We start from the raw sequence: 18493 nt of genomic DNA, 5'->3' as shown, positions 1-18493 counted from the left end.
CACAGCCGACAACGCATGTGGCTACAGGTGTGCGTCAGGTATGGTCGTGGGACATCACGTACCTGCCATCGCCGGTACGGGGCCAGTATTACTATCTGTACCTGATCGAAGACATCTACAGCCGCAAGGCGGTGGGATGGGAAGTCTACGAGCAGGAAAGCGGCGAAATGGCCGCTGTGCTGTTACAGCGCAGCGTGATCCGCGAAGCGTGCGTACGGCAGCCGCTGGTGCTCCATTCGGATAACGGTGCGCCCATGAAGTCGATGACGTTGTTGAGCAAGATGTACGAGCTAGGCGTAACACCCTCGCGGGGGCGACCACGGGTGAGCAACGACAATCCGTACTCGGAATCGTTGTTTCGCACGATGAAGTACTGCCCGCGCTGGCCGCGAGATGGCTTTGCCGATGTGGATGCTGCCCGAAATTGGGTGCGGAGCTTCATCCTCTGGTACAACACCGAACACCGGCACAGTCGGATTCGTTTCGTGACGCCAGCGCAACGGCATCACGGACAAGATATTACGCTGCTAGCGAAGCGCCATGCCGTGTATCAGCAAGCGCGCGAGCGGCATCCGGAACGTTGGGCGGGCGCCACGCGAAACTGGACGCCGATAGGCGATGTGACGCTGAATCCGGAGCGGTTGGAAGTACCACAGGCAGCAGTAGCCTAAAACAGGTTTATGCGACAACTACCTTGAAAAATGCCGCAAGTTCCGCTGGCACGCAGTACGTTAAGTGAGTGGATTGGACGTCTCGGTGTAGCGCTGCAGCCATTGACGGACCGCTTGACCGAAATGCTGCGCGAGCAAAGCAGCCTGCATGCAGATGAAACGCCGGTACAGCAACTGGATCCGGGCAAAGGCAAGACCAAACGGGCGTATTTGTGGAGCTACCGCAGTAATGACCTGACAGGTGGACCGCCCATCGTGGTGTACGATTACCAGACCAGCCGTAGCGGGCAACATGCCCGGGACTTCCTGCATGATTGGCACGGCCATCTCATGGTCGACGACTATGTCGCGTACAAAGCCATGATGGGAGGCCCCATCACAGAGCAAGCCTGCTTCGCGCACGCGCGCAGAAAGTTCTTTGAACTTCAGGCTGCGAGCAAACACCCGGTGGCTGAAGAGGCGCTGGCACGTATCGGCCGTCTGTATGCCATCGAAGCCGCCGCGAGAGACAGTACCACAGAGGTACGCGCTCGCCTGCGGGCAGAGCAGGCCCAGCCGGAGTTGCAGTCGCTGCACGACTGGCTGCAAAGCCAACAGCTCAACGCGGCAAAAGGCAGCGGATTGGCCAAAGCGATCGACTATCTGCTGCGACGCTGGCCAGCCTTTGCCGGTTATGCCGAAATAGGCGATCTGCCGATCGACAATAACCCGGTCGAAAACGCCATTCGTCCAATCGCAATCGGGAAAAAGAATTGGTTGTTCGCTGGTAGCGAGCGGGGGGGCAAACGAGCCGCTGCGATTCAAAGCTTGCTGGGCACCGCCAACCTGAATGGACTCGACCCTGCCGCATGGCTCAAAGAAACACTCGAAAAACTTCCTACCTGTCCCAACTCCAAACTCGACGAGTTGCTGCCGATTCGTAGTTGATCATATCTGGCCAGCTTCAGACAGGTGTCTCGGTTGGACGCTTACGAACAAGTGACGATTCCATCGCTCTACGGTACTGAACTGCATTAATTTGTACGCAACACCGTTAAAATGTATTGAACCTGCTGCCACGATTGTTTGCGGCGGTCGGTTGGGCATTCATAATTTACCTTAGATGCTTGCCCTTCAATCTTGCCCTGCACGCAGATCCCAGTTACGTTGCCATAGCCAATTGGATGGTGTGAGGTGATCAGAATGAGCAGCATGGTGATTTACCAGCCAAAGGCTGGCGACCCGGTTGTTGTGCGGGTAGAGAGTGAGACTCTATGGTTAACGCAGGAGCAGATGGCCGAGCTGTTTGGCCGTGAGCGTTCGGTAATCACCAAACACCTGAGAAATGTTTTCAGGGAAGAGGAATTGATTGAAGAAAGCAATGTGCAAAATTTGCACATTGCTGGTTCGGACAAGCCGGTGAAGTTCTACAACCTAGATGCCATCATCAGCGTCGGCTACCGGGTAAACTCCAAGCGTGGCACACAATTCCGGCAGTGGGCTACGGGTGTGCTGCGCGAGCACCTGACCCAAGGCTGGACACTCGATCAGGCCAGGCTAGAACGAAATGCAACCGAGTTGGAGGCTGCGCTAGCGCTCGTCCAGAAAACGGCTCAAGCTTCCGAACTAACCTCCGAGATGGGCCGAGGCCTGATTGAGATCGTCAGCCGCTACACGCAAACCTTCCTGTTGCTGCAACGCTACGACGAGGGGTTGTTGACTGAGCCCCATGGAACGCCAGGGGGCACACTACTGACGCCAGGGGAAGCACGTCAGGCCATTGCAACATTGAAGGCCGACCTGATGAAACGAGGCGAAGCCAGCGATCTGTTTGGACGAGAGCGAGAAGATGGTTTGGCATCGATTTTGGGCAACCTCGACCAGACTGTGTTCGGCCAGCCAGCTTATGCCACCCTCGAAGACAAAGCAGCACATCTACTGTATTTCGTCATCAAAAATCACCCCTTATCGGATGGCAATAAGCGGAGCGGAGCTTTTCTTTTCGTGGATTTTCTCCATCGTAACGGCGCGCTTTTACGCAATGGGCAACCCATCATCAATGACATGGGACTGGCTGCGCTGGCACTACTGGTAGCTGAATCCGCTCCGGCCCAGAAGGAAACCATCATCCGCTTGATTCAGAACATGTTGGCGAGACCACAGTGATTGGCTGAGCGGAATCGAAACTGGAAAATAGCAGTAGAGGAAAATATTAAGGCGTCCGGCAAGCGAGTGAAAAGTGTAAACAAAATAACCATGACGACACGTTTTGTTGACACAAAATCTCAAGCCATCCGCTACAACCTAAGCCAGAGAGCACCTTCTTATCTGTTTACATTTTTTAGTCAGCACAACCGTTCTGAAGCTGGGCCTGTACGCCGCACCGGAGATGAATCGTGACTCACACTAAGCTTGCAGTGAACACAAAACGCCCACCGCTACTTCATGCACGCCGATGATTTCGCCCTGGCCGTGCTGCGTATTGGCTGCGCCGAGATTCGTAGTGGCCTGTACCACGGTCGCTTTCTGTTTGACGAATGGAACGGCCAGCCCTGCCTGTACCTGAAGCATACCGAGCTGATCCGGCACCTACAGGAAAGCCCGAGTATCAAAGACCATTGGCAACACTACCGCAGCGTCACTGCCTTGCATCTCAAGCGCGCGATCGTTGCCCACGGCCTGCTGTTCAGCGAAGAAACCGAACGCCAGATCAACGGCGAGCGGGCCACCCATCTTCTGGCGCTGAATCTGGCCCGACTGACCGAGGTAGGTATCTACTTCTGACCTGCCGCAATACCTCGTCCCCCCTGACAGCCCGCCCCGTGCGGGCTGTGTCGTATTCAGGCATCAAACGTACAAAAATGTAAGTTGCCATTGATATAAGTTATGACAACGACAATCCCTGTATGGAAGACTGAGCCTGAAAAGTCATGGATTTGGCGTTTTGACTCAGGGGGGTAGGTGAAAAAAATCCGGGGATTTGAGGGGTGATCGGGCTATAAGCCTTATTCTATAAGGAAAGCCGTCCCCCCATTTGCCCCAAAACTTCCACAATCAGCTTTTACCGATATGGCTCTTCTTATTTATTCTTTCTTTATAAAAAACAAATAGATAGAGATAGAAAACGATGAAAAAAGGCAATAACAGCGATCCCCCATTTGAAGACCGGGGTCAAAAAGGCATCCCCCATTTGGTGAGCCAAGTTCGTGGAAACGGGGGACGAACCTTTCTCTTCAAGGCGTTATTTTAATTACGAATTCAGCCCCACCCCCCGAAACAGGGGGATCATCCCCCACTTAGCTGGGGGGCTGAAAGCCTTGCAGGATAAGGCTTGTAGGCGGAATCCCCCGTTTGGGCCGTCTTTCTTATGTGTGTCGACCAGGGATGGAGCCAGGGACGCCGCTCACAGCACCATGAAGGAAGCACCGCATGAAGCTGTATCTGACGCTTCGTCGCATCCCTGAAAGGAAACAGTGTGAATATGAATTTGCCGTTCCAGCGCTTATTACTACCGCTGCTAGTTTTATCGGCCGCGGCCGCACATGCAAGCACCGTCGTGTACCATCCCTCCTCTACACAGCTCAGCGATGACACAAGCTACGACGTTCAATCCGACGGCACCTTCGTGCAAGAAGAAACTCAGGTCAGGCGTATCAACACACCCCAGGGGAGCAACGACTTCAGCCATCTATTGCTCCCATACGATGCAGCAATGCAAGATCTGCAAATCGTGGAGGCCTATACCACCACCCCAGGGGGCAAGCGTATCGATGTTACGCCCGACAGAATCGTCGACCAGCAAAGCGGATATGGCCAGGATGCGCCAACGCTTACCGATGGGCGCGTAAAAGTCGTGATTGCTCCAGCACTGGAACCCGGTGCCACACTGACCATCCATTTTCGACTTAGGCAGAAGATCGCACCTTACCCTGGGCAGTTTTTCGGAGATGAAACAGAAAATATTACCCGCGATATTCGCTGGTCACGCACTACCGTGCGCATGCCAGACAGCATGAATCTGGCATTCGATGCCGTCGATATACCGGGCGGGACCGTGGTATCCGACCAGCCGGGCAAGAAAGTCTGGCGTTGGGAATTCAAGGGCGCGCAGCCGCATGCACCCGAGAGAAATTCCATCGATCCCCGTGATGTCAGCCCTCGTGTACAGTTCAGCACCTTTGCCAATGTACAGTCCCTGGCCAATGCTTATATGTCACGCGCGCGCGACAAGTCGGAGCCGACACCAGCCATTCGGCAACTGGCCGATCGCATCACGGCGGGAATGAGTGATAAGCGAGTGCAGGCCGAGGCCCTGTACCGCTGGGTCGCCACGAATATTCGCTACGTGGCGGTGTACGCCGGGTTTGGCGGCTGGGTGCCGCACCGTGCCGAGGACATTGCCAAGCTGAAATACGGCGACTGCAAGGACCATGTGGCCTTGCTCGGGGCATTGCTGGCCGCCAGGAACATCCGCAGCAGCCCGGTACTGATCAATGGCAATAACCACTATTGGGTGCCCCGTATAGCGACACCGACATCGTTTGACCACGCCATCACCTGGCTGCCGGACGAGAAGATTTTTGTGGATTCAACCTCGCCGATAGCGCCCTTCGGATCGTTGTCACCCAACTTGGTTGGCAAGACAGCGCTGGTTCTGGACGATGGTAGCGGCAAAGCCCGGTTGATGTCAGTCCCGCTGACAAGCGTGGCGACTGACCAGGCACGCGGGGAAACCCATCTTGTGCTGGATACGGCCGGCAATGCTCATGGAGAAACGACCGTCACGGCCAGCGGTGCATATGAGTTCATTGCCCGCGACGGCGCAATAAAGATTCGCCCGGGCACCGAGGCCGAGCAGGCTTCTCAATGGCTTGGCGTTAACAAGCAAACGGGGACCGGTACCCTCAGCCTGGGTAATGCACGCGATCTCACTCATCCGTACGTTCATCATTCGCAATTCGATTTAAGTGATGTTGCGACGCTGCCAGGCCCCGGAGCCTTCCCCATTCCGGCCCCACTGAGTCTGTTGAATTTGATCAACGGACGTTTCCGATATGTCCAGGATTCGACCCGCTACTTCCCGAGTTTCTTCCTCGGCGGCCACTTGCAAGAGGTAACCCGTATCGATTTGCCACCCTCTATGCATGTCATGGCTCTTCCGCGGGCGGCAAAGCTGGATACGTCATTCGGGCATTATGTCTCGGACTATGTACAAAGCGGCAACAGCGTGACCGTCACCCGCACCCTTGACCTGCAATGGCCGACGGCGCTGCTGCAGCCGGCCGACTATCCCGCCTTCCGTGCCATGGGGCTGGCGGTACAGCGCGACCTGAAGGCACAGATTCTTTATGAGTAATACCAAGACTTAGCGATTCGGTGCCAGGGGCATCTCAGCCGGGACAGGCCAGTTTGCTGTGGCTTTTCATGCACAGTAGATCGAGCTTGTCCGCTGATCGCCCCTACCTTTGCTTACGTCACAGCTACTTACATTAATAGCAATAGAGTGGATGGTGTCAGGTGCCAACACTGTGGATCATTCTGCAGCCTGACAATCGCAGGCCCACCGCTGTGGGTACATATGTGGGTACATCACTAGAATACTTAATAATAAAATTATACATATCAAGTAGTTACTAAAACTTTCAGTACGCCGCAGATGCGCCCCGAATAAGCGCCGACACCGTCCGGCTTGCTCCACAAAACCCGCACCGCCATTGGCGCTGCGGGTTTTTTCATCCCGGCGCGTCCGCGACCATTCCGCCAAGGCCACCTGTGCAAATTTCCGGAAAGTCCCTATCCCTCGCCCAGCCCCCTCTCCGACATAGCCACGGCGACTACCGCTTCCATCAAACGTCGTGCGCGCTGCATGTCTGACGACTCCGAGAGGGCGTCGACAGCCCGCGTTCACTCCGCCGGGCTTCCCGCAGGTACGCCCCCCCCACATACGCAGTGCGGCCACGTGATTTAACTCAAATGAAGCCCTTGCCCAGCGGCACGGCTGTGGGCGTCCATGTTCAAGCGTTCAGCTTTTCCGGGTACGCGGGGATGTACCCGGTTTCGCTTCGTCCATGCTCCACACCTTGGGTTGTACGGCAGGTTTCCGGTGCGGCAGTCCTCCGAACAGCGGGTCGGCGTACCAGGCAAAGTCCGTTCAGAGGCGCAGGAGCAGACAATCCCCTCGCGCGATGGCTATAAAGAAGGGGGCAAGTATTCAATTTTCCGGACCTGGCATCGATGGAATTTGGCAGAAAGCTGAAACCAGGACGTAAACAGGCCTTGAATATACAGAGGTCAGCGATCCAATAAACCCGTCGGATCACTACTATGAAAACACATGTGAAGTCTTGCGCTTTGGCGTTGTTCATGGCTGCTCTTGCTTTGACAGCCGCCGCGGCAGGTCCGCCTTTAATCATCGTAAACGGCATTGACTTGATGCCGCAAGGCCGCGCATCGGATGGCCGTGGAATCATGACGGACGCCGTCATGGAGGCGTTGAAAAGAGCCGGTTTGACTGGACAGTTGCAATTTCCGCCATGGAGACGCGCCCAGAAAGAAACAATGAACGGCAAGGATATTCTGATCACGGCATTGTCCAGAACCCCGGAACGAGAAGACAAATACACATGGATATTCCCGGTCTTCAAATACGAGCGCAGTTTCGTAACACTCAAGCAACGCTACGATAGTTTTGAAACGGCAAAGAGCCTTATAAAACAGGTGGCCGTTACCGGAGGAAGCGCCCAATACGATATCCTGGCAAGGGAGGGCTTCTCCCCGGCCCAGCTTCAAATCATTCCGTTGGAGCGGCAGAGAATCATTCCAACCTTGCTGCTCAATGGGCGTGTCGATGCCTGGTTTGCCGTGACCGCCGAGGCAAAGTTTGCGTTGAAAAACCTGGCCGAGGCGTCGAGATTTGTTGTCGGCCCACCCGTCGGGGACTTTACCCTGCAGTATGTCGCCTGTTCCAAAGACTGCAGTCCGGAATTGGTCGCCAAATTGAAAAAAGCGGGTAAGCAGATGGAAGCAGAGGGAACCCTGGATGCGATTATTCGCCGCTACCAATAAATGACTATCCAGCAGGCCCATCGGGGATGCGAACCACAGTCCGGCCGAAGAAAGGCATCACCCTGACGGACGCCACGCCGGGTTTGCGCGACGACGGCGGCAATGACAGCGACAGACAGGAAGGTGTCGCTGCTGGTGGATGGCGACATCGAGAGAGGACGCGAACCCTCGCCCTGGCCTCACGAGGCAGAGGCGAACGGCAGCCCGTCATTCCATGTCAGTCGTTCCGACTCTATCGCGCAGCGGTGCGCGTTTTACATTCTGGCGGAACAGCATGTCGTTCTCGAACGAACTGGTCGAGCGATTGAAGAAGCGGACCGCCTCGTTTAGCACCACTTCGCGTTCGTTGTCGAAAGTGATGATGTGGTAGCTGTCGCCGAGCCAGATCACTTTGCGCACTTCGCTGCTCACGCCGCGCATGATGATTTCCGCATTTCTGGGTGCGGCGGTTTCATCGTCGACGGCATGGATGACGGCAAGCCGGCTTTGAACGTCGCGCAAATGGGTACGGACATGCGCCATCATGTGCTTCGCAGCCGCCAGCTGACGGGCCGGAATCGCGGCGGCGCCGACCTCGGCCACGCCGTCTTTTTCCAGCGAACGCGCCACTCGCCGTCGCATCTCGATATTGCGCAGGCCGTAGGGCTCGCTTTCCTTGTACGACCAGCTCCGAAAGCCCAAGGCATACGGAATATCGAGCAGCGGGACGTACCATGGTACTGACCAGCCATCGTAGCGCAGCACCGGGGACAAGGCGACGATGGCCAGGATATCGTCGCGCCGTATTGCCGTCGCCAGCGCCAGGGTCGCTCCCATGCTCAAGCCGCAGATCGAAACGGTTTCGTGCCCCCTCTTCAGCCGGGTGATTTCTTCCTCGACGCAGTCGCACCAATTTTCCCAGTTGGGAGAAACGCCGGCTTCAAGCTGGCTCGCGGAAAACCCGGGGATTTCAATCTGCGATACCGTGTAACCTTGCCGCACAAGCACCTTGGGAATCGGCCCCATTTCAAGCGGCGTGCCGCACAGGCCGTGCAACATAATCACGGCATGGCTGTTATCTGGAGGGCTCATGATTTTCCTGCTGGTCAAGACTGGTATTATATTCGATATTTTGTATAATGCTATGACTGATAACTGGTAATAAGAATATGCCGTATAGCCATACGACGATATTGAGATAATAATGAAAATCAAGAACGCTAGCTGTTGGGCCGAAGTAGGCGCAAAACCTTACTTCGTTGCGCTCGCGGGCCTGCTACTGGCGTTTCTGGCTCGCTACATGATGCAAGCCGTTTTAGGCGAGCACGCATTAATGCTGTTTTTTGCCATAAATTGCACGGCAGTTGCCTTCTTTTATGGCTTCAAACCCTCCTTTGTTATTCTACTCATCAGCCTCCCTCTCGGCCCCTTCTCCTTTCTGCCTCCCTATTTTTCATTATCAGGTGTAACGGCAAGTGATCTCTATCGATTCGGAGGCTATTTCGTTGGGCAGATACTGATATCGATGCTTTTCGAATCCTTGCACCGTACGCGATACGAAGCAGAGCTGCTGGCACGTGTCGCGGCCGCCAGGTATCAGCTGCTCGTCGAGTCCGACGAAGATCGCCGGTCTGCCATAAACGGGTCCCGGAGCAAAGACACGTGGTGTCCGGAATAGATGGCGCGGCGGCTGGACACATATCCGCACGCCCCTCGCGAGCGCTCAACGTGCGCGAGACCTTGCCGCACTGGATATGCACATGCCCAGCAGCAGGATCGCCACACCGCTGCAACGTACGATGCCGGGCGCTTGCTGCCGATGGTAGCAATCGATCAGCACGGCTGACAGCATCTGCCCACTGATCACCAGGAGAGCGGCACGCATGGCCCCCAGTCGGGTAAAGACATGGCTGTTGACGGCGACGAACAGTGCGCCATACACCCCGCCCAGATAAGGCGCGACATGGGCAGGGGCCTGAAGGATCGGTGGCCAGGCGGCGAAGGCCACGATCAGGCTGAGAAACGCGAAGCCCAGCATATGGTTCCACAGCGAGGCTTGAAACGGTCCCGTATTGAGGCTCAACTGTCCGTTCATACTCCGCCCGAGGGCGATCAGCATGCCATTGAGCAGTGCCAGCAATAGACACAGCCTCATCGCCCCACCCCCCCGGCAATGATCAGCCCGCTCCCCGCCAGTACGCATGCCACCCCGAGCAGGTCCGCACACCCCAGCCGCCGCACAGGAACCCGCAGCCAGCCAAAATGGTCACAGGCAAGACTGAATATCACTTGCCCAACCATCATCAAGGCGATGGCCCCCGCCAGCGATAGCGGGCCGCTGAGTGCAAGACCGGCCAGGATCACCGTGAATGCCCCGGGGATGCCGCCCAGATATGACCACAGCGGCGGTTTCGATGCGCGCCCTGTGTTCTTGACGCGCCCTCCTCCCGCCGCGAGGCGCGATAGCCGCACGCAGATGAACGCCACGGCCGCCCCGACCCCATGTGCGACCCAGGACGAGAAAACTGCAGTCGTGCGGTGCGCCAACTCGCCATTGCTGTCTATCATCATGGCCAGCAATACCCCGCCTGCGCGTCTTTCAATTGCCTGAGCACGGTCGTCTCCCCGAGATTCTGTGCGCCCGAAATTATCACGCCTCGCTTGGCCCCGGTTATGACAGATGTCACAATTGACTATTCCTGTTGCCGAGCCTCGTCCGATGAACTCATACGTCGCCGATTTCTATCGTCACTACCGTCTCGACCGCTTCATTCCAGCGAATTTGCTCGGACATTTCACGCTGCAGCGCTATGAGAAGGGCCAGCCCATCTGTGAAGTCGGCCAGGCGATCGACTCGCTGTCGTTTCTGGTGGAAGGACGCGCCAAGGTCTTCATGCCGATGGAAAATGCTCGACAACTATTGTTGTGCTTTTACGAACCGCTCCAGATGCTCGGCGATCTTGAGATGTTCGAAGCCCAGCCCCGTACGGTGACCGGAGTCGAGGCACTCACCGCATGCGCCTGCCTGCAGCTGAAACGCACAGTCGTCATCGAACACCTTGCCGACAATCCGGTTTTCCTGCGACAGATGTGCTTGTCGCTGGGACGAAAACTGGGACGGGTGAATCGCAATAGTGCGCTCAACATGCTTCATCCGGTCGAGCACCGGCTGGCGAGCTACATCCTCGGCACCGCCAGCCGTGAAAACGGCAAGCCTGCGGAGTTCACTGGCAATCTGACGCAGATCGCCGATTTTCTTGGCACGAGTTTCCGGCATCTCCACCGCACCCTGCAGGGGTTTTGTACGCTAGGCTTTCTGGCCAAAACGAAAACGCGCTATACGATCCTGAATGAATTTGCATTGAAACAACGGGCAGCCGGCATCTTTCAGCAGCCATGCGGGCTGGACGAATAGCCCGGATAGGCAGCGCCGAAGCATCCGATTCAGCAGTCACGGTGCGGCAACCGCATTCCCGCCGGCCGGCAGGACCGGCTCTCTGGATTTTTCCGGGGCGCGCGCCAACGCTTCCCCTGGGCATAAGCAATGGCCGGTAGCCTAAGGTCATTAAATTATTACATCGCAATTCCATACAGATAGCAATAACTAGAACTCTTGAAAATCTGGCTTAACTTCTATACTAACTTCATGAATTGAAACAATTTGCACTCAAAGCTTACAATAATTTTCAACAATTATCGATTACAGCATTAACATAACAAAACATAGAAGATGAGCCTCCGTACTTACACAGAAATAAGGACCGTAAAATGAAAATTTCAGCCAAACTCTATCTGCTCTTGGGCTTCGGTATGTTTGGACTACTGCTGAATGCGGCAATTACCTTCTATCAGATGAGCGGCATTCATAATTCGGTGGATGATATTGCATTGAACCTGGTCCCGTCCGTAACCCAGATAACCGATATTCACTACAAACTGGCTGACGCCCGCCGCGCGATTCTGAGGCACCTGCTCGCTCAGAGCGCCGGGGATAAAAATGCCCAACGGCAGGCCGTGGCGACCAGCCAGGCCGCGATCGCCAAGGGAATCGACAATTACCGGAAAAATCTGGTAACCGACGAACAGGATAAGGCCAATCTGGAGGCTATCGCGACGACGGTAGATAAATTCTACGAGTCGGTTCCACATTTACTGACCCTGTCGGATCAGGGGAAAAACGAAGAAGCGCGCGATTTGCTGAACAAAGAGGTCACTCCCCTGTCCACGCTGGCGGTCCAAGCTGTGGATAAGGCCGATGGCTATTGCCACCAGCTCTCGAACCAGGCCCAGGAAGAAATCTCGGCCAGGATGGTAGCGAGCCGCTGGTTGCTGACCGTGGTGTTGATCGGCACGGCCGCCATTCTGCTCATCGGCGGCATCTGGCTCGTCAACCAGATCAAGAAACCGCTGGAGTTGCTGCGTGGCGGTGTCACCGGCGTCGCTTCCAGCCTCGACTTCACCCAACGCATCAAGGTCAGCGGGCACGATGAAATCAGCGAGACGGTAATGGCCGTCAACCATCTGTTGAGCACCCTGCAGGACACCCTGGTCCAGATCCGCCAAGTCGGCAGCAACATCAACGGTAGCGCGCACAACGTCGCTAACGCCTCGCAGGAGATGTCGCGGGCCACCCAGCAAGTGAGCGAAGCCACGGCCAGCATGTCGGCGGCGGTCGAGCAGATGACGGTGAGCGTCACTCACGTCGCCGATCGCGCGGAACAGGCCGACGGCAGCAGCCGCAAAGCCGGCGCCGACGCCAGCGATGGCAGCAATGTCATCAGCAATACGATTGCCGCCATCCGCTCGACGTCGGATACCGTCACGGAAGCCGCCGGAAAAATCAATGAGCTGAAAGGGCAAACGGCCAGTATCGATGCCGTGGTCGGCGTCATCCGCGATATCGCGGAACAGACCAATCTGCTAGCGCTCAATGCCGCCATCGAAGCGGCACGCGCGGGCGATACGGGCAGGGGGTTTGCCGTGGTCGCAGACGAAGTCCGCAAGCTTGCCGAGCGCACCGCCACCTCGACTCAGGAGATCAGCAGCATGATAGGCGCGATCCAGAGCGGGGCCGAGCACACGGTAAGCTCGATGCAGCAAGTGGTGACCCAGGTCGATGCCGGCGTCAGTCAGGCCGAGCAGGCAACGGCGGCCATCGTGAGGATTCTCGACAGCACCAGCTCGGTGGTCGGCCAGGTCAGTGAAATATCCGGTGCGATGCGCGAGCAATCGCAGGCGAGCAACAATATCGCACAACAGATCGAACGCGTTGCGCAAATGACGGAAGAAACGAGCGCCAGTACGCAAGCGACGGCCTCGTCAGCCGAAGACCTGAGAGGCGAAGTCGATAAGCTGAACACGATACTCTCGCGCTTCAGAGTCGCGGCCTGATGCTCGCCGTGCAGGCAGGGCCTCCTGCCTGCACGCGGCAGCGACACACGATAGACACGGAAGCCCCTGCTCTATTCGAACGACAGGCCGTCCCCCCTCCCAGGCCACCACCAAGCCAGCCGAAAGGTCGGGACGGCCATCCCGCCCCCCGTCATGGCGTGCCCCCCTCTCGCTCCCCTCATCGCAGCGATGCCTAGCCTGCAAATAAAAGCATTCAATTAGCGCTACATTTACAAGAAAATAGATACTGTGTTTATATTGCTTACCCGATTCGTAATCATAATAAAAATTAGATATTTAAAATACTTGCAAATAGGGTGGTCACAAATTCATTTGCATAAAAAGATAAAATCAATAAAAAACCAAGCCCTATCCCAAAGGAAACCTGAATGAAAATTTCGGCAAAACTCTATCTGCTGCTGGCTTTCGGTCTGTTCGGCCTTTTGCTCAATGCCGGCCTCACGGCTTATGAGCTCGGGACCATCCAGCAGTCGGTACATGCCATCACCGACGACACCGCGCTATCGGTGGCCCAACTGACCGATATCCGCATCAAAGTCGGCGATAGCCGCCGCAGCGTCCTCAGGCATGTCCTCGCCCGGGGGAGCGAGGGTAAAAATGCGCAGAGGCAGGCACTGGAGGGTATCCATGCCGCAATCTCGAAGGGCATGCAAAATTACAGAAAGAATCTGATCTCCGACGATCAGGACCGCGCCGACATCGATGCGGCCGAGGCCGCCATCGACAAGTACGCCGCAGCGATTCCCGCCGCACTGGCGCTGTCCGACCAGGACAAGATAGACGAAGCACGCGACTATCTCAGCCGGGAGTTGACCCCGATTTCGCAAGCGGCAGTCGATGCCGTGGACAAGGCGAACAGCTATAACCAGCAGCTGTCGGATAAAGCCAATGCCGAAGTGAAAAGCACGATGACGAACAGCCGGATCACACTGATCTCCGTCCTGGCGGTCACGACGACCATATTGCTCGCGGGTGGCATCTGGTTGGTCAGACAGATCAGGATACCGCTGGACGCATTACGCTCCGGCGTGACCGAATTGTCCTCCAGCCTCGATTTCACCCGCCGCATCCCCGTCAGGGGGCAGGATGAGATAGGAGAAACGGTCACCGCGGTCAATCATCTGCTGGGCACCCTGCAAGGCGCCTTGAGCGAAATCCGCGGAGTGGGCAGCAATATCAACGATAGTGCGCATAGTGTCGCCAGCGCCTCGCAGCAGATGTCGCAAGCCACTCGCCATGTCAGCGAGGCTGCCACCAGCATGTCGGCCGCCGTCGAGCAAATGACCGTCAGTGTCACCCACGTGGCCGACCGCGCCGAGCAGGCAAACGACAGCGGCCGCCGCGCGGGCGCCGATGCCGGCGATGGCAGCGACGTGATCAATGCCACCATCGCCGCGATCCGCTCGACCTCCGACACCGTCGCCGAAGCCGCCGGCAAGATCCGCGATCTGAAGGGGCAAACCGCACGCATCGACACCGTAGTCGGCGTGATTCGCGATATCGCCGAGCAAACCAATCTGCTCGCGCTCAACGCCGCCATCGAGGCCGCCCGTGCAGGCGAGCAGGGACGCGGCTTTGCCGTGGTCGCCGACGAAGTCCGCAAGCTGGCCGAGCGCACGGCAACCTCGACCCGGGAAATCAGCGGCATGATAGAGGCGATCCAGAGTGGTGCCGAACATACCGTAATGTCGATGCAGCACGTCGTGGACCAAGTCGACGCAGGCGTCAGTCAGGCGGAACAGGCGACGGCGGCTATCGAACGAATCGTCGGCAGCACCCGTGCCGTCATCGATCAGATCAGCGAAATTTCGGGGGCGATGCGCGAACAGTCACAGGCCAGCAACACGATCGCGCAGCAAATCGAACGCGTCGCCCAAATGACGGAAGAGAGCAGTGTCAACACTCAGTCCACGGCCACTTCGGCCGAAGACCTGCGTGTCGAAGTGGCGACTCTGACCGGCATTCTCGCCCGCTTCACGGTCGCGGCCTGAGCGTCCGCCCCTGCCGCGCTCAGCACCGGGGCGGGACGGGCCGGACGGAGCAATCCGGCCGGCAGAGTCTCAACGCCTCCCCGCCGGCTACCAGCTCTCATCCCGCCCCGACTGCTCGACCAGAAAATCGACGAACGTTCTGACCCGTGCCGACAGATTATGGCGCGCGGGATAGATCGCATGGATATCGGCCGGCGGCAGCGTGTACTCGGGCAGTAGCTGCACCAGCCGTCCACTGCGTACATATCGGGCCGCATCCCACTCCGAACGCATCATGATCCCGTGTCCCTGCAAGACCCAGCCCAGCGCCACTTGTCCGTCGTTGCTGCTGAGCGTGCCGCTCACCTTGACTGTCTCCGTGCGCGCCCCGCGCGTGAAGCGCCAGGTGCCATAGGCACCGTCCTCCTGCCGCAAGAGCAGGCAGTTATGCCCGGCCAGATCGGCGGGAACCTGCGGCAGACCGCAACGCTTGACATAGGCTGGCGCGGCGCAGATCCAGCGCCGGTTGCCGCGAATCTTGCGTGCGATCACACGTGCATCGGGTGGCGTTCCGAAGTGGATGCCGACGTCGAAGGCCTCCTCGGAAAGAGGCGGCGGCCGCTCCCCGAGCTGCAGTTGCACTTCCACCTCAGGGTAACGCAGGCAGAAGTCTGAAATCAGCGGAGCAATGTAATGACGACCGAAGCCGTATGTGGCGCTGACTCGCAACAAGCCCCGGGGCACTGCGCGGCGACTCGATACGCGTTGCTCCATTTCGTCGATATCGGCCAGGATGCGGCGCGCGCTTTCCAGATAAGCCGCGCCTTCGTCGGTCAGGCCGATGCGCCGTGTCGTGCGATTCATCAGTCGCACGCCGAGCCGTGCCTCCATCTGCGCGAGCCGCTTGCTGACGGCGGGCGGAGTCAATCCCAGTTCGCGCGCGGCCGAGGCCAAGCTCTCGGCTTTGGCCAGCAGCGCGAAGAAAGCCAGTTCGGAGGTGCTGTCCATTGTTAACTTTTACGACCGAATGCAGTTATTTTGTCTTTATTATATCGATCGAAACCCGGGTTAGCATAGCGTTCATGACCAACAGGATGGGGACAACGATGAAAACCAACACAATCGCAGTCATTCCGGGCGATGGAATCGGCAAGGAAGTCATGACCGAGGGACTGCGCGTCCTCGATGCGGCAGCGCGCCGCTTCGGCATTGCCTGGCGATGGGACCATTTCGACTGGAGCTGCGACTACTATCAGAAACACGGAACCATGATGCCCGAGGACTGGAAAGAACGGATCGGCGGGCACGACGCCTTGTTCTACGGTGCAGTCGGCTGGCCGGAGACCGTCCCCGATCACATCTCGCTATGGGGCTCGCTGGTAAAAATCAGGCGGGAATTCGACCAATACGTCAATCTCCGGCCCGTGCGCCTGATGCCAGGCGTACCCTCGCCACTCGCCGGCCGCCGCGTCGGCGATATCGATTGTTACGTGGTCCGCGAGAATACCGAGGGAGAATACTCAAACCTGGGCGGACGGGCGTTCGCCGGTACCGAGCGCGAGTTCGTGCTGCAGGAGAGCCTGTTCAGCCGCAAGGGCGTCGACCGCATCATGAAATTTGCCTTCGAACTGGCCATGCAGAGACCGCAAAAACACGTAACGTCGGCCACCAAGTCGAACGGTATCGCGCTGTCCATGCCCTATTGGGACGAACGCTTCGCCGCCATGGCAAGTGCCTATCCCGCCATCCGTCACGACAAATATCATATAGACAGTTTGTGTGCGAATTTCGTATTGCACCCCGAACGCTTCGACGTGGTGGTGGCGTCCAATCTGTTCGGCGACATTCTGTCCGACCTCGGCCCCGCCCTGACCGGCACCATCGGTATTGCGCCGTCGGCCAATCTTGACCCCGAGCGCCGCTTTCCATCTCTGTTCGAGCCGGTGCATGGTTCGGCGCCGGACATCTTCGGGCGCAATATCGCCAATCCGGTCGGACAGATCTGGGCCGGGGCGATGATGCTCGAGCACCTTGGCCACCCCGATGCCGCCGCCGCCGTCATGCGAGCGATCGAGACCGTGCTCGAACACGGCCCGCGAACACCGGACATGGGGGGCAAGGCCAAGACAAGCGATGTAGGACGCGCCGTGGCCGAAGTGGTCGCCAGCTGCTAGCCTTTGCCTGGCGCGCTGCCTGGCAAAGAGGCGTCATCGCCCGATACGGCGACGCCGTTGCGCCCCCGCTGCTTGGCCAGGTAGCACGCCGTATCGGCTCGATGTATCCACTCATCCCAGCTCTTGCCCGGGACGTCTATCCAGGCCAGGCCGAGGCTGACCGTGACCATGCAGGTCGCATCAGCGATGTCGACACGCTGCGCCGCAACCGCGCATCGCAAGCGTTCGGCAATTTCCAGGACTTCCCGCGCGCCAGCTCGGGGCAGAAAAATCGCAAACTCCTCGCCGCCGAAGCGGGCGATCACGTCCTGGCTGCGCAGCCCGCTTTGCAGTGTACGAGCCGTCGCGGCCAGCACCTTGTCACCGGCCAGATGGCCGAAAGTGTCGTTGATATGTTTGAAATGATCCAGATCGACCATGAGAATCGCACAGCCGGGCAGAGCTTGGGCAGGCAGGCGGTTGAGCAGAAACCGCCGGTTGCCCACTCCCGTGAGTTCATCCAGTTCGATAGCCTGCTTGAGCCTGGCCTCTGCCCGTTCCGTCACGATGGCCAGCACCAGTAAAACCAGGGTGAAGTTACAGATGATCTGCACAAAAAAAGCCCGTGCGATGCCCTGCGCTCCCCACGAAGCCACGACGATCCAGTAACACTCGCCGCCATAGGCCCCGCCGCTCAGCAACAGAATCAGACTCAGCAACGATCGCGAATACAGCGGCTCGGCACGACGATCCCGCCAGATGCAGAATGCAGCCGCCACCAGAAAACAAAAAGCATTGAAGTGGAATACCGCCGCTCGCTGCTCGTTGTGCACGATGAAACCGGACAGCAGCCCCAGCACGAGCCAGAACGGGGGCACCCAGCCCGCCACGGTCCGGTAGCGCCCCCACGGTCCGCCGCTCAATTCCGACAGGCCGACCCACAGCAGGGCGTAGCCGCTCGTGCCAAGCATAAAATTGACATATAGCCAGAAAACGGGCCACGGCAACAGGTGGTATTCCCCCACGCCGGCCAGCGCCCCGCCGACAGACAGCAGCGCAAACGCCAAAGCGATGAAACCGAGACCGGCAGTATTGGGATTACGGCGCCAGACATTGAGTATGCCGAACATGCCGGCGATCAACGATGAGGCATACAGGATAAGCACCGTGGGCAGATCGATTACCAACTCCGACATAAGCTTGTGCGACTCCTGATGAAACGCTACCCGTGCCAGTGTGCCACCAGACGATCAATCATGGCGGT

General features: G+C 57.8%; 16 protein-coding genes and 1 pseudogene. 11 read left to right on the top strand and 6 right to left on the bottom strand.

The window, feature by feature from the left end; genetic code table 11:
- Both G520_RS0119320 and tnpC read left to right on the top strand, forming a co-directional pair.
- Positions 1-671 (top strand): DDE-type integrase/transposase/recombinase (locus G520_RS0119320; RefSeq protein WP_028537089.1); only part of this gene is annotated, 671 nt, incomplete at its 5' end.
- A 36-nt stretch (positions 672-707) separates the two neighbouring features.
- A pseudogene (tnpC, locus tag G520_RS23525) lies at positions 708-1598 on the top strand (IS66 family transposase); the annotation flags it as partial.
- Positions 1599-1684: 86 nt separating this feature from the next.
- On the opposite strand, the gene G520_RS25120 reads toward tnpC, so the two are convergent.
- Positions 1685-1864 (bottom strand): hypothetical protein, encoded by a 180-nt coding sequence (locus G520_RS25120; protein ID WP_156877019.1) that lies wholly within the window; start codon positions 1862-1864, stop codon positions 1685-1687.
- Here G520_RS25120 and G520_RS0119310 point away from each other — a divergent pair.
- From G520_RS0119310 to G520_RS23520, 4 genes are all read left to right on the top strand, one after another.
- On the top strand, positions 1863-2816 hold the full coding sequence (locus G520_RS0119310) for a virulence RhuM family protein/type II toxin-antitoxin system death-on-curing family toxin (protein ID WP_248620858.1): 954 nt from the start codon (positions 1863-1865) through the stop codon (positions 2814-2816). The genes G520_RS25120 and G520_RS0119310 overlap by 2 nt on opposite strands.
- Before the next feature lie 279 nt (positions 2817-3095).
- Positions 3096-3434, top strand: coding sequence for a hypothetical protein (locus G520_RS0119305; RefSeq protein ID WP_028537087.1), 339 nt, complete (start codon positions 3096-3098; stop codon positions 3432-3434).
- 697 nt (positions 3435-4131) lie between these two features.
- Complete coding sequence (locus tag G520_RS0119300; RefSeq protein WP_036666607.1) at positions 4132-6006, top strand: DUF3857 domain-containing protein; 1875 nt, start codon at positions 4132-4134, stop codon at positions 6004-6006.
- Between the two features lie 968 nt (positions 6007-6974).
- The gene (locus G520_RS23520) at positions 6975-7715 is read left to right on the top strand and encodes a substrate-binding periplasmic protein (protein WP_051229530.1); all 741 of its coding nucleotides are present in this window, start codon (positions 6975-6977) and stop codon (positions 7713-7715) included.
- A 207-nt stretch (positions 7716-7922) separates the two neighbouring features.
- Here the strand turns inward: G520_RS23520 and G520_RS0119290 are convergent, their stop codons facing one another.
- Positions 7923-8786 (bottom strand): alpha/beta hydrolase, encoded by an 864-nt coding sequence (locus G520_RS0119290; protein ID WP_036666605.1) that lies wholly within the window; start codon positions 8784-8786, stop codon positions 7923-7925.
- 112 nt (positions 8787-8898) lie between these two features.
- On the opposite strand from G520_RS0119290, the gene G520_RS0119285 reads away from it, so the two are divergent.
- On the top strand, positions 8899-9372 hold the full coding sequence (locus tag G520_RS0119285; protein ID WP_028537084.1) for a DUF4118 domain-containing protein: 474 nt from the start codon (positions 8899-8901) through the stop codon (positions 9370-9372).
- 45 nt (positions 9373-9417) lie between these two features.
- On the opposite strand, the gene G520_RS0119280 is transcribed toward G520_RS0119285, so the two are convergent.
- Positions 9418-9849: a DMT family transporter gene (locus tag G520_RS0119280; protein WP_028537083.1), complete on the bottom strand. Its 432-nt coding sequence runs from the start codon at positions 9847-9849 to the stop codon at positions 9418-9420.
- Positions 9846-10274, bottom strand: a complete 429-nt coding sequence (locus tag G520_RS23515; protein WP_211222884.1) for a DMT family transporter — start codon at positions 10272-10274, stop codon at positions 9846-9848. Before G520_RS23515 ends, G520_RS0119280 begins: the two co-directional genes overlap by 4 nt.
- Before the next feature lie 139 nt (positions 10275-10413).
- Between G520_RS23515 and G520_RS0119270 the strand changes: the two genes are divergently transcribed.
- From G520_RS0119270 to G520_RS24140, 3 genes are all read left to right on the top strand, one after another.
- Complete coding sequence (locus tag G520_RS0119270; RefSeq protein WP_028537082.1) at positions 10414-11109, top strand: Crp/Fnr family transcriptional regulator; 696 nt, start codon at positions 10414-10416, stop codon at positions 11107-11109.
- A 353-nt stretch (positions 11110-11462) separates the two neighbouring features.
- Entirely contained in the window at positions 11463-13085 is a 1623-nt protein-coding gene (locus G520_RS24145; protein WP_051229529.1) for a methyl-accepting chemotaxis protein, read from the top strand.
- Between the two features lie 389 nt (positions 13086-13474).
- Positions 13475-15097 carry a methyl-accepting chemotaxis protein gene (locus G520_RS24140; RefSeq protein ID WP_051229528.1) on the top strand — a complete coding sequence of 541 codons (1623 nt, stop codon included), beginning with the start codon at positions 13475-13477 and terminating at the stop codon, positions 15095-15097.
- 87 nt (positions 15098-15184) lie between these two features.
- On the opposite strand, the gene G520_RS0119255 is transcribed toward G520_RS24140, so the two are convergent.
- Positions 15185-16084 carry a LysR substrate-binding domain-containing protein gene (locus G520_RS0119255; RefSeq protein WP_028537081.1) on the bottom strand — a complete coding sequence of 300 codons (900 nt, stop codon included), beginning with the start codon at positions 16082-16084 and terminating at the stop codon, positions 15185-15187.
- Between the two features lie 98 nt (positions 16085-16182).
- Between G520_RS0119255 and G520_RS0119250 the strand changes: the two genes are divergently transcribed.
- Entirely contained in the window at positions 16183-17250 is a 1068-nt protein-coding gene (locus G520_RS0119250) for a tartrate dehydrogenase (protein ID WP_028537080.1), read from the top strand.
- On the opposite strand, the gene G520_RS23500 is transcribed toward G520_RS0119250, so the two are convergent.
- Entirely contained in the window at positions 17247-18425 is a 1179-nt protein-coding gene (locus tag G520_RS23500) for a GGDEF domain-containing protein (RefSeq protein ID WP_036666602.1), read from the bottom strand. The genes G520_RS0119250 and G520_RS23500 overlap by 4 nt on opposite strands.
- Positions 18426-18493: the final 68 nt, after the last annotated feature.

It is taken from the genome of Paludibacterium yongneupense DSM 18731 (genome assembly GCF_000422925.1).
GTDB lineage: Bacteria > Pseudomonadota > Gammaproteobacteria > Burkholderiales > Chromobacteriaceae > Paludibacterium > Paludibacterium yongneupense.
Note: the sequence above shows the minus strand (reverse complement) of the source record. Positions and strands in the feature narration are given on the sequence as shown.

Excerpts from the sequence above, each read along its gene's own strand:
- G520_RS0119310 (WP_248620858.1), top strand. The coding sequence starts at position 1,863 with ATGGTGATTTACCAGCCAAAGGCTGGCGACCCGGTTGTTGTGCGGGTA.
- G520_RS25120 (WP_156877019.1), bottom strand. The coding sequence starts at position 1,864 with ATGCTGCTCATTCTGATCACCTCACACCATCCAATTGGCTATGGCAAC.
- G520_RS0119305 (WP_028537087.1), top strand. The coding sequence starts at position 3,096 with ATGCACGCCGATGATTTCGCCCTGGCCGTGCTGCGTATTGGCTGCGCC.
- G520_RS0119300 (WP_036666607.1), top strand. The coding sequence starts at position 4,132 with ATGAATTTGCCGTTCCAGCGCTTATTACTACCGCTGCTAGTTTTATCG.
- G520_RS23520 (WP_051229530.1), top strand. The coding sequence starts at position 6,975 with ATGAAAACACATGTGAAGTCTTGCGCTTTGGCGTTGTTCATGGCTGCT.
- G520_RS0119290 (WP_036666605.1), bottom strand. The coding sequence starts at position 8,786 with ATGAGCCCTCCAGATAACAGCCATGCCGTGATTATGTTGCACGGCCTG.
- G520_RS0119285 (WP_028537084.1), top strand. The coding sequence starts at position 8,899 with ATGAAAATCAAGAACGCTAGCTGTTGGGCCGAAGTAGGCGCAAAACCT.
- G520_RS0119280 (WP_028537083.1), bottom strand. The coding sequence starts at position 9,849 with ATGAGGCTGTGTCTATTGCTGGCACTGCTCAATGGCATGCTGATCGCC.
- G520_RS0119270 (WP_028537082.1), top strand. The coding sequence starts at position 10,414 with ATGAACTCATACGTCGCCGATTTCTATCGTCACTACCGTCTCGACCGC.
- G520_RS24145 (WP_051229529.1), top strand. The coding sequence starts at position 11,463 with ATGAAAATTTCAGCCAAACTCTATCTGCTCTTGGGCTTCGGTATGTTT.
- G520_RS24140 (WP_051229528.1), top strand. The coding sequence starts at position 13,475 with ATGAAAATTTCGGCAAAACTCTATCTGCTGCTGGCTTTCGGTCTGTTC.
- G520_RS0119255 (WP_028537081.1), bottom strand. The coding sequence starts at position 16,084 with ATGGACAGCACCTCCGAACTGGCTTTCTTCGCGCTGCTGGCCAAAGCC.
- G520_RS0119250 (WP_028537080.1), top strand. The coding sequence starts at position 16,183 with ATGAAAACCAACACAATCGCAGTCATTCCGGGCGATGGAATCGGCAAG.
- G520_RS23500 (WP_036666602.1), bottom strand. The coding sequence starts at position 18,425 with ATGTCGGAGTTGGTAATCGATCTGCCCACGGTGCTTATCCTGTATGCC.